At 68.2% G+C, this 12,998-nt stretch carries 13 protein-coding genes and 1 pseudogene; 6 read left to right on the forward strand and 8 right to left on the reverse strand.

The window, feature by feature from the left end:
* Window positions 1-65: 65 nt before the first annotated feature.
* The 3 genes and pseudogenes from IBX22_RS13820 to IBX22_RS13830 form a co-directional block, all read right to left on the reverse strand.
* Window positions 66-506, reverse strand: a pseudogene (locus tag IBX22_RS13820) (GAP family protein); the annotation flags it as partial.
* A gap of 9 nt (window positions 507-515) precedes the next feature.
* Window positions 516-1,265 (reverse strand): precorrin-4 C(11)-methyltransferase, encoded by a 750-nt coding sequence (cobM, locus tag IBX22_RS13825; protein ID WP_194815988.1) that lies wholly within the window; start codon window positions 1,263-1,265, stop codon window positions 516-518.
* Window positions 1,266-1,300: 35 nt separating this feature from the next.
* A complete protein-coding gene (locus IBX22_RS13830) occupies window positions 1,301-1,726 on the reverse strand; it encodes a PPOX class F420-dependent oxidoreductase (RefSeq protein WP_194815989.1) in 426 nt (141 codons plus the stop codon).
* 60 nt (window positions 1,727-1,786) lie between these two features.
* Here IBX22_RS13830 and IBX22_RS13835 point away from each other — a divergent pair, with 60 nt between their 5' ends.
* Window positions 1,787-2,587, forward strand: coding sequence for a DUF1460 domain-containing protein (locus IBX22_RS13835; protein ID WP_228538810.1), 801 nt, complete (start codon window positions 1,787-1,789; stop codon window positions 2,585-2,587).
* A gap of 1 nt (window position 2,588) precedes the next feature.
* Here the strand turns inward: IBX22_RS13835 and IBX22_RS13840 are convergent, their stop codons facing one another.
* Window positions 2,589-3,206: a response regulator transcription factor gene (locus tag IBX22_RS13840; protein WP_194815990.1), complete on the reverse strand. Its 618-nt coding sequence runs from the start codon at window positions 3,204-3,206 to the stop codon at window positions 2,589-2,591.
* Complete coding sequence (locus IBX22_RS13845) at window positions 3,203-4,384, reverse strand: sensor histidine kinase (protein ID WP_194815991.1); 1,182 nt, start codon at window positions 4,382-4,384, stop codon at window positions 3,203-3,205. The genes IBX22_RS13840 and IBX22_RS13845 overlap by 4 nt, the downstream gene beginning before the upstream one ends.
* A 130-nt stretch (window positions 4,385-4,514) precedes the next feature.
* On the opposite strand from IBX22_RS13845, the gene IBX22_RS13850 reads away from it, so the two are divergent.
* The gene (locus IBX22_RS13850) at window positions 4,515-5,573 is read left to right on the forward strand and encodes an ABC transporter permease (protein WP_194815992.1); all 1,059 of its coding nucleotides are present in this window, start codon (window positions 4,515-4,517) and stop codon (window positions 5,571-5,573) included.
* 17 nt (window positions 5,574-5,590) lie between these two features.
* Complete coding sequence (locus tag IBX22_RS13855; RefSeq protein WP_194815993.1) at window positions 5,591-6,316, forward strand: ABC transporter ATP-binding protein; 726 nt, start codon at window positions 5,591-5,593, stop codon at window positions 6,314-6,316.
* An 18-nt stretch (window positions 6,317-6,334) separates the two neighbouring features.
* Here the strand turns inward: IBX22_RS13855 and IBX22_RS13860 are convergent, their stop codons facing one another.
* Both IBX22_RS13860 and IBX22_RS13865 read right to left on the reverse strand, forming a co-directional pair.
* Window positions 6,335-7,456 carry a metallophosphoesterase gene (locus tag IBX22_RS13860; protein WP_309234604.1) on the reverse strand — a complete coding sequence of 374 codons (1,122 nt, stop codon included), beginning with the start codon at window positions 7,454-7,456 and terminating at the stop codon, window positions 6,335-6,337.
* Window positions 7,453-8,460, reverse strand: a complete 1,008-nt coding sequence (locus tag IBX22_RS13865) for a LysR family transcriptional regulator (RefSeq protein WP_194815994.1) — start codon at window positions 8,458-8,460, stop codon at window positions 7,453-7,455. The genes IBX22_RS13860 and IBX22_RS13865 overlap by 4 nt, the downstream gene beginning before the upstream one ends.
* A gap of 106 nt (window positions 8,461-8,566) precedes the next feature.
* Between IBX22_RS13865 and IBX22_RS13870 the strand changes: the two genes are divergently transcribed.
* Window positions 8,567-9,946 (forward strand): MFS transporter, encoded by a 1,380-nt coding sequence (locus IBX22_RS13870; RefSeq protein WP_194815995.1) that lies wholly within the window; start codon window positions 8,567-8,569, stop codon window positions 9,944-9,946.
* Entirely contained in the window at window positions 9,943-10,689 is a 747-nt protein-coding gene (locus tag IBX22_RS13875) for a 3-hydroxybutyrate dehydrogenase (protein ID WP_194815996.1), read from the forward strand. The genes IBX22_RS13870 and IBX22_RS13875 overlap by 4 nt, the downstream gene beginning before the upstream one ends.
* Before the next feature lie 34 nt (window positions 10,690-10,723).
* On the opposite strand, the gene IBX22_RS13880 is transcribed toward IBX22_RS13875, so the two are convergent.
* The gene (locus tag IBX22_RS13880; protein WP_194815997.1) at window positions 10,724-11,320 is read right to left on the reverse strand and encodes a TetR/AcrR family transcriptional regulator; all 597 of its coding nucleotides are present in this window, start codon (window positions 11,318-11,320) and stop codon (window positions 10,724-10,726) included.
* A gap of 94 nt (window positions 11,321-11,414) precedes the next feature.
* On the opposite strand from IBX22_RS13880, the gene IBX22_RS13885 reads away from it, so the two are divergent.
* Complete coding sequence (locus IBX22_RS13885; protein ID WP_194815998.1) at window positions 11,415-12,998, forward strand: carboxyl transferase domain-containing protein; 1,584 nt, start codon at window positions 11,415-11,417, stop codon at window positions 12,996-12,998.

Genomic DNA, 12,998 nt, shown 5'->3' on the forward strand with positions numbered 1-12,998 from the left:
GAAACATCGTGCCTGGCACGCGGGCTGGTATGAGTTTGCTGGATTTGCTGTCGGCGATCTCACAGCAGGAGCGCGTCGACGAGCAGCCCGATGTACGGCACTGCCGTCGGGGCCTGCGCCAGCCCGATCGCCAGCCCGGCCAGACCCAGCAGCCACGGCCGGCGCCGCATCCGCACCGTCCACGCCGGCGGCTCCGCCCGCGCTGTCATCGGCAACGCCGCGATCCCGATCAACGCCAGCCCGATCCCCAGCTCTCCCCAAAACCGCAGGCCCGGCGTGATCTCGAAATCGATCAACCCGCGCAGCGCGTGCAACCCCAGCACGGTGCACAAGCCGAACGTCGTGGTGACCGCGAAAACCCCACCGAGAAAACTCAACCCACCCGGCCACGGCGACCGCCGGGCCAGTCGACTGTCGACCACCACCGCTGTCATGACCCCGGCCACCAGCACATCGAGGGAATCCAGGAACGCGAAACCGGCAAGGGCCAAGAGCAGGGGCAGCATCACGGATTGTCAGACGTGGCGTTGCCGGGCTGGGTCGTACAAGTGGGACACCGTGCAGTTCAGGGCCGGGGTGAGGGCGCGGCCGACGAGGATGACGGCGGCCTGGCGGAGGTCGGCGGCTTCGACCTGGTCGGCGATGTCGGCGAGGGTGCCGCGCAGGATCAGTTGGTCCGGCTGGCTGGCGCGGTAGACGACGGCGGCCGGGCAGTCGGGGCCGTAGTCGGAGGTCAGCTCGGTGGCCAGGGTTCTGATTCGGGTGATGGCCAGGTGCAGGACCAGGGTGGCGCCGGTGCGGGCGAAGTTGGCTAGGCCCTCGGAGTCGGGCATGGCGGTGGAGCGGGCCTGGGTGCGGGTGAGGACTACCGACTGGACCAGTTCGGGGACGGTCAGTTCGGTACCTAGTAGCGCGGCTGCGGCGGCGTAGGCGGGGACGCCGGGGGTGACGTCCCAGGGGATGGCGTGGGCGTCGAGGCGGCGGGTTTGTTCGGTGAGCGCGGAGTAGATGGACGGGTCGCCGGAGCAGAGGCGCGCCACGTCCTTGCCGGACCGATGGGCCTGGACCAGATGGTCGGTGATCTGGTCGATGTCCAGGTGCTGGGTGTCGATCAGCTCGGTGCCGGGAGCGCAGTGCGCGAGTACCTCGGGATCCAGATAGGTCCCCGCGTAGAGGCAGACCGGCGAGGTCCGCAGCAACTCGACCGCGCGCACGGTCAAAAGGTCCGCAGCCCCCGGCCCGGCCCCGACGAAGTGCACGGTCATGCCGCGCAGTCTATTCAGCCCGGCGAGCCGCTCGATCAGGCGGTGGCGTCGAAGGAGGCGATGATTTTGGTGGGGTGGAGGCGGACGACGAGTTCGCCGGGGACGCCGTTGCGTTTGCCGAATTCCTCGGCTCGGTCGGCGCCCATGTAGCGGCCGCCGATTTCGGTGGCGGTACGGACGAGTTCGTCCGGGTCCTCGGAGAGGGTGACGGTTCCTTGGATCTGGACGGAGCCGTACGGGGGTTCCTCCAGATCGACGCACAGGGCGATGCGATCGTCGCGGGCGAAAGCCTTGCCCTTGGCGGTGTTCTTGCCGGTGTTGAAGACCAGGGTGTCGCCTTCCAGGACGAACCAGACCGGCGTCACGATCGGGCGGCCGTCACTGGCGGCGAAAGCGACTTTGCCGGTGCGGGTGGCGTGGGTGAGGAAGTCGCGCACCTTCGGATCCGAGAGGGAAGCCATGCCGGTGAGATTACGGGCTACCGTGGGTGTCGCCCTTGAACCAATCGCTGGAGGCGCGTCTTGGTATCGAACACCGTGCGCATCATCGCTCGCGTACTGCTCGTCCTGGCGGCGCTGGTCTTGGTGCTGCCCACGGCGCACGCCACCCCGGCCGTCGATGACGTCACCGCGCGCAAGATCGATGAGCTGCTGGCGGTGCGGGGCGAGACGACGCGGAGCAAGGGTGAACTGCTCGAGGCACTGTCGCGCAGGTTCCTGGGCACGCCGTACGGGGCGAACCTGCTGATCGGCTCGGCGACCCGGCCCGAAGAGCTGGTCGTCGACTTCCGGCGCGTGGATTGCTTCACCTACCTCGATTACGTGGAAGCGCTCAGCAGGTCCGCCACCCGCGACGAGTTCACCGCGAACCTCATCGAAACCCGCTACGCCGGCGGCAAAGTCGACTACCGGCAGCGGAAGCATTTCTTCACCGACTGGGCGGCCACGCCCCGGATCGCCGCCACCGATATCACCGGCGCACTGAGCGCGGCGGCGGTCCCCGTCACCAAGCAGCTGAATGCGAAAGCCGATGGTGGGCGGTATCTTCCGGGACTGCCGGTGGTCGACCGGCCGATGACCTTCATTCCGAGCGCCGCTGTGAACGACGCTGTCGTGAGCCAGCTTCGCACCGGCGACTACATCGGCGCGTACACCGATCAGGCGGGACTGGACGTCACCCATGTCGGCCTCTTCGTCATGACTCCGAACGGCCCGGTGTTCCGCAACGCGTCCTCGCTCGCCGAGAACAACAAGGTCGTCGACTCCCCGTTCTTCGACTACGCCCGCACTGTCCCGGGCCTGATCGTCCTTCGCCCGCAGTAGCTCAGATGGCGCCCTGCTCGCGGGCCCGTGCCACCGCTGAAGTTCGCGAGCGGACACCGAGTTTCGCGTAGATGTGCACCAGGTGGGACTTGACGGTGGTTTCGCTCAAGAACAGTTCCTTGGCGATCTCACGATTGGACTTCCCGTCGGCGACCAGGCGCAGCACCTCGATTTCACGGGGGCTCAGAGTGGTGTCGGCGCGACGGACGCGAGTCATCAGCTTCGAGGCCACGGCCGGGGACAGCACGCTTTCACCCGCCGCCGCCGAGCGGACCGCGGCGAGCAGTTCGGGGGGCGGGGTGTCCTTCAGGATGTAGCCGCAGGCGCCCGCTTCGATGGCGCCGAGGATGTCGGCGTCGGTGTCATAGTTGGTGACTACCAAGATGTTCGGCGGTTGCGGGAGGGCGCGCAGTTCGGTGGTGGCGTCGACACCGGAGCGGCCGGGGCCGAAGCTCAGATCCATCAGCACCAGGTCGACCGAGGTGGTCGCGCAAAAGGCAACGGCCGCTTCGGCGGAAGGCACATCCCCGACAACAGTGATGTCGCCGCTGCCTTCCAGCAGTGCGCGCAAACCGGCTCGCACAATGGCGTGGTCGTCGGCGAGCAGCAGGCGGATCATGCGCGCTCCCCCGTCGTGTTCGCCGTGGAAACCGGATCCAGCGGGAACGATACCGTGACAGCGGTGTGGCCCGGTTCGGATTCGACCGCGAACGTACCGCCCTGCTGCTCCACCCGGGACCGCATCGCGGCCAATCCGAAGGAGCCCGAGGGCGCGTGTTCGAGCACCGCGGGCTCGATGCCGACCCCGTTGTCGACGACGTCGAGTAGGACCTCGTCGCCGGAATAGGTGAGGGTGAGGCGCATTCGATCAGCTTGCGCGTGCTGGACGACGTTCGATACCGCCCCCTGGGCAATGCGCACCAGCGCGGCTTCGATCGGCATCGGCAGACGCTCCGGGGCGCCTTCGACCACGAGCTGGGCCGTAACCCCTTCGGCGCGTAGGCAAATCCGCTCCAGCGCCTGCGCGAGAGATTGGCCGTCCAGGGCAGCGGGGGCCAATTCGGCGATCAGCCTGCGGGTTTCGGCGAGATTCTCGGCAGCCGTATCGCGGGCTAGCTGAATCTGTTGCAGCGCGGGGTGTTCCGGGGCCGACTGTTCGGCGGCATGCAGCAGCAGCTGAATACTGCTGAGCCCCTGCGCGACGGTGTCATGGATCTCCTGCGCGAGACGTTCGCGCTCGGCCAGCTTGCCCGCATTGCGTTCCTGCTCGGCGAGAGTCTCCCGGGTACTGAGCAATTCGTCGATGAGCCGCTGCCGCTCGGCCGACTCCCGGAACAGTGCCTGGTATCCCAGGCCGATGCCGACAGCGACGGCCGCACCGATGACCGGCCCGATCACCCCGCCCACCGACCAGCCGCGCTGCGTGCCGAACCCGGCGACGGCGACGCCCGTCGCCGCGACCACCGCGAGCAGGCTCCACGGGCGCGGCAGCAGATGGAGATAAAGGAAGAACAGGCCGAACGCGAGGTACCCGGCGTCCGGGGCGAGCGGTACCAGGCAGAGCCACAGGAGCGTGAGCAGCCCGAGCCAGGCCAGAATCCCACCCGGCCGGCGGCCGACTTTGGATCCCGCGAAGTAGGTAATAAGGAAGGCCGCGACGAGCAGCAGCACCGGGACCGGGTGTTCGGCCTCCGGGAGCAGCGCGCGGACGGCGGTGACCGTCGCCAACGCCGTCACCAGCACATGCAGGCCCAGCCGCAGCGCGGTGAAGACAGGGGTGAGCGGCGAAGAATGCACCTTGTCAGCTTATGTGCGGCTACCCCGATGGCATCCACCGAAAGGTGTAATCGGCCGACCGCCCTTCGATCGGGGCGCATTCGTTCCCTCGCGCGATGCCCGCGATCCGGTTTCGCGGGAGGGTGAAGTCATGTTCGTAGCACTGCGGGATCTCCGGGCCGCACGCGGCCGATTCGGCCTGATCGCACTGGTCGTCACGCTGGTAGCGCTGCTGGTGAGCTTCCTCGGCGGGCTCACCGCCGGGCTCGCGCATCAGAATATTTCGGCGGTCGAGTCGCTGTCGGCCGATCAGCTGGTGTTCGCCGACACCGGCGCGGGACCGTCGTTCGACGCGTCCGCGCTGAGCCCGCAGCAGGTGACCGCGTGGCAGCAGGCCGCCGGTTCCACCGGCACAGTCGAGCCGGTCGGGATCAGCCGCGCCGAGGCCGATCACGCCGGGTCGCCGCCCGCACAGGTCGCCCTCTTCGGTGCCGTGCCCGTCACTGTCGGCAACCGTGCGGCAACCGAGACGGGCAGCATCGTCCTGAGCGACGGCGCGGCGAAGAGCCTGCACGCGGCGGCCGGTGACACCGTCAGCCTCGGCGGCCGGACCTTCACCGTCGCCGCGGTCAACGGCGACGACTGGTACAGCCACACCCCCGTGGTCTGGCTGACGCCCGCCGACTGGCAATCGGTGAGCCCACGCGGTGGCGAGGCGACCGTGCTCGCGGTGTCCGGCATCGCCGACGTGGACGCGGTGAACGCCGCCGCCCACACCACCACGACCACCGTGTCCGGTTCGCTCGGCGCGCTGGCCTCCTACCAGGCCGAAAACGGTTCCCTCACCCTGATGACGGTGCTGCTGTTCGCCATCTCCGCGTTGGTGATCGGCGCGTTCTTCACGGTGTGGACCGTGCAGCGCATGCCCGACATCGCCACCTTGAAAGCCTTGGGCGCGACCTCCGGCTCCCTGGTCCGCGACGCCCTCGCCCAGGCCGCGATCGTGCTCGCCGCCGGTGTCGGGCTCGGCCTCGGAATCACCGTCGTCGCAGCCACTTTCATGGGCGACGCACTCCCCTTCGTACTGAGCCCGGCCACCACCCTGCTACCGGCCGCCGCCCTCATCGTCCTGGGCTTGTTCGGCGCCGCGTTCGCCCTGCGGTTCCTTTTCACCACCGACCCGCTCACCGCACTCGGCGCAGCCCGCTAATTCCGTTGGAGCACACCATGACTGCCCTCACCGTCGAAGACGTCACCCTCACCTACCCCGATGGCGCCGACCGCCTCACCGCCCTGAATCGCGTGCACCTCACCGTCGGCGGTGGCGAGATCGCCGCCATCACCGGCCCTTCCGGCTCCGGCAAGTCCAGCCTGCTCGCCGCCGCTTCCACGCTGATCCGCCCGGACTCCGGCCGCATCCGTCTCGAAACCCCGGACCGCACAATGGATCTCGCCCAGCTGACCCGCCGCGAAGCCGCCGCCGTGCGCCGTGCCGCCATCGGCATCGTCTTCCAGCAACCGAACCTGATCCCCGCACTCACCGCCGTCGAACAGCTCGAGGCCATGTCCCACCTCGGCCAGCAGTGGTTCACCTCTCCGGCCCGACGCCGCGAAACCCGCACCAAGGCAATGGATCTGCTCGCCGCCGTCGGCCTCGCCGACCAGCACGCCAAGCGCCCCGCCCAACTCTCCGGCGGCCAACGCCAACGCGTCAACATCGCCCGCGCCCTGATGAACGACCCGGCCCTGCTCGTCATCGACGAACCCACCAGCGCCCTCGACACCGAACGAGGCGCCGCCATCATCGACCTCATCCTCGACGTAGCCCACACCCACCACGCCGCCACCCTCCTGGTCACCCACGACCGCACCCACCTGCACCAGATGACCTCGGTCTACGCCATGACCGACGGCGTCCTCACCCAGTCCCGAGCTGCCGCCCGCGCCGCCTGACCGATACGAAGACTGGGGCTAGGCGGTTCGCAGCACCAGCATCGTGATCTCACTCGGCGCGAAGACCCGCAGCTGCGGGCCCCAGAATCCGGTACCCCGGCTCGTGTAGAGCTGAGTGCCGCCGTGCCAGGACAGTCCCGCGACCACCGGTTGCTCCAGCCGGACCAGGTAGTGGAAGGGCCAGATCTGACCACCGTGCGTGTGGCCCGAGATCTGCAGCGCCACCCCGGCCGCGGCGGCCTCGGTGACCTGGCGGGGCTGATGAGCGAGCAGGACCACCGGCACGCCGGGTTCCGCGCCCGCGAGGGCCGCCGTCAGATTCGGCCCGTGTCCGGGCAGGCCGACGCCGGTCGGGTCGTCGATACCCGCGAGCACCAGCCGGTCGCCGCCGCGGGTGACGGTTTCGTGCTGGTTGTGCATCGGCTGCCAGCCGATGGACGCCATGTGGTCGATCCAGCCCTGGGCATCGCCGAAATACTCGTGATTGCCGGTGATGTAGAAGCGGCCCAGCGCGGCTTCGACCTTGCCGAGCGGATCCACCTGCGGATGCCGTTTCGCGACCGAGCCATCGGCGAGATCGCCCGCGTGACAGGCGATATCGGGCTCGAGCGCGTTCACGACCTCGACCACCCGCTCCGACCAGCGCAGCCGGTTCAACGCGGCGAAGTGGGTGTCGGTGATGACCACTAGGCGCAGCCCGTCCAGGCCCGCGCCGAGGTCGCGAATCGGTACCTCGAGCGTGCGCACCCGGGGCACGCGCCGCGCCTCGTAGATGCCGTAGGCGACCAGCGCCGCGCTCACCGCCAGCACGCCCGCCGCGACCATCCGCGAGCGGGTCGGATCGTCCACCCCGGCCGCCAGCAATCCGAGCCCGGCGATGTTGCCGATCAAGGACCAGCTGAACAGCACCCACATCACACCGAGCAGGGTGTCGCCGACGATGGACGCCGCGTCCGACTGCGCGGGCCCGTGGCCGCGGAACATCGCCGCGGGCAGGCACACATAACCGGCCAGGAACACCGCGCTGCCGATCCAGAACGCCGTGCCGGAACTGGTCGCGCCGACCAGCGTCCACCACGGGAGCAGGAACAGCAGAGCCGGAATCGCCAGGAAGAGAGCGATGCGGGGCACGTATTTCACAGGGATTCCTCACGAGCGGCCGATTGCGCCAGGTTATACCTCGCGGGAACCGGCGTTCCGGCGGCCGAACCAAGCAGTATGTTTCGCTGACTTCGAACCTGCGCGCAGAGGGCATCGACAATCGCGGAGACCTCCGGACGACGCAGGGTTTCGGTGCGGGTGACGAGCCAGTAGGTGAGGCGAACGGAGATCTTGTCCCGCAGGACGCGCAGCAGATCGGGGTGCCGGTCGGCCATGAAGCAGGGCAGCAGGCCGAGTCCGGCGGCGGCGCGGGTGGCTTCGACATGCACGAAAACATTGGTGGAGGTGATGGATTCGCGCATGGCGGTGGCGAAGTTCGCGGCCACGTCGAGGTCGTCGACCTGGAGCATGGAGTCGATGAAGTACACCAGGGGGTAGCGCGCCAGGTCCTCCATCGAGCCCGGGGTGCCGTGCTCGCGCAGATAATCTCGCGAGCCGTACAGGCCGAGGCAGTAGTCGCCCAATCGAATAGCCTTGGCGCGCAGTACTTGTGGTTCGCCGACGACGATCTCGAGGTCCAGTCCGGAACGCTGCTGCGAGGCGCGCCGGGTGGCGGTCACTATTTCGGCGGAGATGCCGGGATGCTGCCGCTGCACCTCGGCGACGGCGGGCGCGGCCAGGTAGGCGCTGAATCCGTCGGTGGCCGAGATCCGGACGACGCCTTCCAGGACCCGGGTGCCGCCGGCGTCGGCGGTCAAGGATTTCACCGCCGATTCCACCGCTTCGGCGGCGACCAGCGCTTCGCGCCCGAGATCTGTCAGTTCCCACCCGCCGGTAACCCGGGTCAGCACCCGTCCGCCGAGGGTTTCCTCGAGCGCCGCGATGCGCCGGGAGATCGTGGTGTGGTTCAGCCCCAGCTCGTCGGCCGCGGAGACGAACCGGCCGGACCGGCCGACCGCGAGCAGGATCAACAGGTCGTCGGCACTGGGTCGACCGGAGCTCATATCTGCATCCTTGCAGACTGCCCGTGCGGATTTGGCCATTGCGGACCGAACAGATCTGCACGAATACTCATCCCCAGCTAGAAATTGTGGGGCCCATCACAGCAAGAACACTGAGGTATGGGCGCCGAGCGTGAGGAGATGTTCGATGAGCGTGCGCAATCCAGTGCGGCCGACCGGCAACGAGCCGGGTGATAACCCTTCCGGACTCAGACGGGTGGTCGCCGCCTCCATGGCGGGCACGGTCGTCGAGTGGTACGAGTTCTTCCTCTACGGCACCGCGGCCACGCTGGTGTTCAGCAAGGTGTTCTTCGCCCAGGGCACCAGCGAACTGGATGCGATCCTGGCCGCGTTCGTCACCTACGCGGTCGGCTTCGCGGCGCGCCCACTGGGCGGCATCGTGTTCGGGCACTTCGGTGACAAGTACGGCCGGAAGAAGCTGCTGCAGTTCAGTCTGCTGCTCGTCGGCGCGGCCACCTTCCTGATGGGCTGTCTGCCGACGTTCGCCCAAATCGGTTACTGGGCACCGGCTCTGCTGGTCACGCTCCGCTTCATCCAGGGCTTCGCGGTGGGCGGTGAGTGGGGCGGCGCGGTGCTGCTGGTCGCCGAGCACAGCCCGAACGCCAGGCGCGGCTTCTGGGCGAGCTGGCCGCAAGCCGGTGTGCCCGTGGGTAATCTGCTCGCCACCCTGGCCCTGCTGGTCCTGACCTCGACCCTATCGGATGCCGCGTTCCTGAGTTGGGGCTGGCGCGTGGCCTTCTGGCTGTCGGCGGTCGTCGTCCTGGTCGGCTACTACATCCGCACCAAGGTCACCGACGCCCCGATCTTCGTCGCCGCGCAGCAGGAGATGGAGCAGATCAAGGCCACCTCGTTCAGCGTGGTGGAGGTCATGAAGCGTTATCCCCGTGGCGTTTTCACCGCGATGGGCCTGCGGTTCGGCGAGAACATCCTCTACTACCTGGTCGTCACCTTCACCATCACCTACCTCAAGGTGCAAGTCGGCACCGACACCAAGGTGATCCTGTGGTGGCTGCTCGCCGCGCACGCCGTGCACTTCTTCGCGATCCCCGCGGCCGGGTACCTCAGCGACCGATTCGGCCGGCGCCCGGTCTATCTCGTCGGCGCGATCACCGGGGGCACCTGGGGCTTCTTCGCCTTCCCGATGATGGACAGCGGCCACAACGTGGTCATCATGTCCGCGATCATCATCGGCCTGGTGTTCCATGCCCTGATGTACGCCGCCCAACCGGCCATCATGGCGGAGATGTTCCCGACCCGGATGCGGTATTCCGGTGTGTCCCTGGGCTATCAGGTGACCTCGATCGTGGCGGGTTCGCTGGCGCCGATCATCGCGGTACGACTGTTGAACACCTTCGACTCCGCGGTACCGATCGCTTGGTATCTCGCGGGCGCCGCCACCGTGACGGTCATCGCGGTGTTCTTCGCCAAGGAGACAAAGGGTTTGGATCTCGCCAGCGTCGACGCGGCGGACCGTGCCATGATCGCTGAGCCCGCGGTGGCCAAATGAGTGACCTGACCGGTAGATCCGCGCTGGTCACCGGCGGTGCGAGCGGCATCGGCGCGGCCTGTGCCCGGCTGCTCGCCGCACGCGGCGCCACCGTCACCATCGCCGACATCGATGAGACCGGCGCGAAGGAACTCGCTCATGAACTGGGCGGAAAGGCTTGGGCGGTAGATCTTCTCGACGTCACCGCGCTGGAAGACCGCCGGCTCGACATCGACATCCTGGTGAACAACGCCGGGGTGCAGCGCATCTCACCGATCGAGGATTTTCCGCCCGAACAGTTCCGCCACCTGCTCACCCTCATGGTGGAGGCGCCGTTCCTGCTGATCCGCGCGGCACTGCCGCACATGTACCGCAACGGATTCGGCCGGATCGTCAATATCTCGTCGGTGCACGGCCTGCGCGCCTCCGCCTACAAGGCGGCCTACGTGACGGCCAAGCATGCCCTGGAAGGCCTTTCGAAGGTGACCGCGCTCGAAGGCGGTCCGCAGGGGGTGACCAGCAATTGCGTCAATCCCGGGTATGTGCGAACACCGTTGGTGGACAAGCAGATCGCCGATCAGGCCCGCACCCACGGGATCCCCGAGCAAGAGGTGATCGAGAAGATCATGCTCACGGAGAGCGCCGTCAAACGCCTGGTCGAGCCGGAAGAGGTTGCGTCCCTGGTCGGTTGGCTCGTCTCGCCGGAAGCGGGCATGGTCACCGGGGCGTCCTACACGATGGACGGAGGCTGGAGCGCCCGATGAACGGAGAGCGGCCGTGTGAGGGGCGGCCGTCCTCCTAGCCCAGCGCCGCCAGCACCATCTGCCGCAGGATCGGCCGGGCGCGGGCGGCGGTCCCCCGGGACGACGCACTGTGCGGCGTCGAGTTCATCAGGCCGAAGGCGGCGTGCGCCTGCACCCGCGCCGTCTCCTCGGCGAGCTCCGGATGCAGCTCCTGCAGCACCCCGACCCATACCTCGACGTACTGCCGCTGGGTGCGGCGCAGCTCCCGCCGCGGAGCGACCGGGACGTTCTCGAGGTCGCGGTCCTGGATGCGGATGAGTTCGGGATCGCCGAGCGCGAAGTCCAGGTGGAAGTCGACCAGCGCGCTCAAGGCGTCTTCCGCCGAAGCGGCGCCGGCCACCACGGCCTTGCCGCCGTCGAACAGCCGCTGGCTGACTCCCACGAGGAGCTCGACCAGCAGCGCTTCCTTGTTCGGGAAATGCCGGTAGACCGCGGGCCCGCTGATCCCGACGGCCGCGCCCAGGTCGTCCAGGCGCATGCCGAGGAACCCGCGCTCGGCGATCAACCGGGCACCGGCTTCCAGCAGCTGACCGCGCCGCTGTGCCTTCAACTGCTCGCGGCGGGTGGGCGCGACAGGGTCCACGCTGGTCACACACGCTCCTCTCGACCGTCCTGGACAACTCGGTTAATCAAGATTAACCTGAATTCCAGTTATCGGCGACTAACTGACCGACAGGACTTCCGTGATGGTGGTTACTCAACAGACGGGGAACCGCAGCGCTCTCGAGGCGCTGACCGGTGACCTGCGCGAGCGGCTGGCCACGGCCGCGCTCGGCGGCCCGGCCAAGGCCCGCGAGCGGCATATCGCGCGCGGCAAGCTGCTCCCCCGGCAGCGGGTGGATCAGCTGCTCGATCCGGGCAGCCCGTTCCTGGAGCTGTCCCCGCTCGCGGCGACCGGCATGTACGACGACGAATGCCCGGGCGCGGGCATCATCACCGGCATCGGGCGGGTCTCGGGACGCGAGTGCGTGATCGTCGCCAACGATGCGACGGTCAAGGGCGGCACCTACTACCCGATGACGGTGAAGAAGCATCTGCGCGCCCAGGAAGTCGCGCTGCAGAACAAGCTGCCGTGCCTCTACCTGGTCGATTCGGGCGGCGCGTTCCTGCCCCGCCAGGACGAGGTGTTCCCGGACCGGGAGCACTTCGGCCGCATCTTCTACAACCAGGCGACCATGAGCGCCCAGGGCATTCCGCAGATCGCGGCGGTGCTGGGCTCCTGCACCGCCGGTGGCGCGTACGTGCCCGCGATGAGCGACGAGGCGGTGATCGTGCGCAATCAGGGCACGATCTTCCTCGGCGGCCCGCCGCTGGTGAAGGCCGCGACCGGCGAGGTGGTCACGGCCGAGGAGCTCGGCGGCGGTGAATTGCATTCCCGCACTTCCGGAGTCACCGACCATCTGGCCGAGGACGATCAGGACGCGCTGCGCATCGTGCGCCGGATCGTGGCCACGCTCGGCCCGCGCCCGTCGAGCCCGTGGGACGTGCTGCCGACTACCGCGCCCGCGGCGCCGGAGTCCGAGCTGTACGACGTCGTGCCCACCGATCTCCGCACGCCCTATGACGTGCGCGAGGTCATCGCCCGGATCACCGACGGCGCCACGGGTTTCCACGAGTTCAAGGCCGAATACGGCAAGACCCTGGTCACCGGTTTCGCCCGGATCCACGGCCACCCGGTCGGCATCGTCGCCAACAACGGCGTGCTGTTCGGCGAATCCGCCCAGAAGGGCGCGCATTTCATCGAACTGTGCGACAAGCGCAAGATCCCGCTGCTGTTCCTGCAGAACATCACCGGCTTCATGGTGGGCCGCGACTACGAGGCCGGCGGCATCGCCAAGCACGGCGCGAAGATGGTGACCGCGGTCGCGTGCGCCCGGGTGCCGAAGCTGACCGTGGTGATCGGCGGCTCCTACGGCGCGGGCAACTACTCCATGTGCGGGCGCGCGTATTCGCCGCGGTTCCTGTGGATGTGGCCGAACGCGCGCATCTCGGTGATGGGCGGCGAGCAGGCGGCCTCGGTGCTGTCGACCGTGCGCGGCGATCAGCTGGATGCGAACGGGCAGCCGTGGTCGGCCGAGGACGAGGAAGCGTTCAAGGCGCCGATCCGCGATCAGTACGAACACCAGGGCAACCCGTACTACTCCACCGCCCGGCTCTGGGATGACGGCGTGATCGACCCCGCCGACACCAGAACAGTGCTCGGACTTGCCCTTTCGGTGTGCGCGCAAGCGCCGCTCGAACCCGTTTCCTACGGCGTCTTCCGGATGTGA

Origin of the sequence: Nocardia sp. XZ_19_385 (genome assembly GCF_015355755.1) — a bacterium.
In the GTDB taxonomy this organism is placed as follows: Bacteria; Actinomycetota; Actinomycetes; order Mycobacteriales; family Mycobacteriaceae; genus Nocardia.

Excerpts from the sequence above, each read along its gene's own strand:
- cobM (WP_194815988.1), bottom strand. The coding sequence starts at position 1,265 with ATGACCGTGCACTTCGTCGGGGCCGGGCCGGGGGCTGCGGACCTTTTG.
- IBX22_RS13830 (WP_194815989.1), bottom strand. The coding sequence starts at position 1,726 with ATGGCTTCCCTCTCGGATCCGAAGGTGCGCGACTTCCTCACCCACGCC.
- IBX22_RS13840 (WP_194815990.1), bottom strand. The coding sequence starts at position 3,206 with ATGATCCGCCTGCTGCTCGCCGACGACCACGCCATTGTGCGAGCCGGT.
- IBX22_RS13850 (WP_194815992.1), top strand. The coding sequence starts at position 4,515 with ATGTTCGTAGCACTGCGGGATCTCCGGGCCGCACGCGGCCGATTCGGC.
- IBX22_RS13855 (WP_194815993.1), top strand. The coding sequence starts at position 5,591 with ATGACTGCCCTCACCGTCGAAGACGTCACCCTCACCTACCCCGATGGC.
- IBX22_RS13865 (WP_194815994.1), bottom strand. The coding sequence starts at position 8,460 with ATGGCCAAATCCGCACGGGCAGTCTGCAAGGATGCAGATATGAGCTCC.
- IBX22_RS13870 (WP_194815995.1), top strand. The coding sequence starts at position 8,567 with ATGAGCGTGCGCAATCCAGTGCGGCCGACCGGCAACGAGCCGGGTGAT.
- IBX22_RS13875 (WP_194815996.1), top strand. The coding sequence starts at position 9,943 with ATGAGTGACCTGACCGGTAGATCCGCGCTGGTCACCGGCGGTGCGAGC.
- IBX22_RS13885 (WP_194815998.1), top strand. The coding sequence starts at position 11,415 with ATGGTGGTTACTCAACAGACGGGGAACCGCAGCGCTCTCGAGGCGCTG.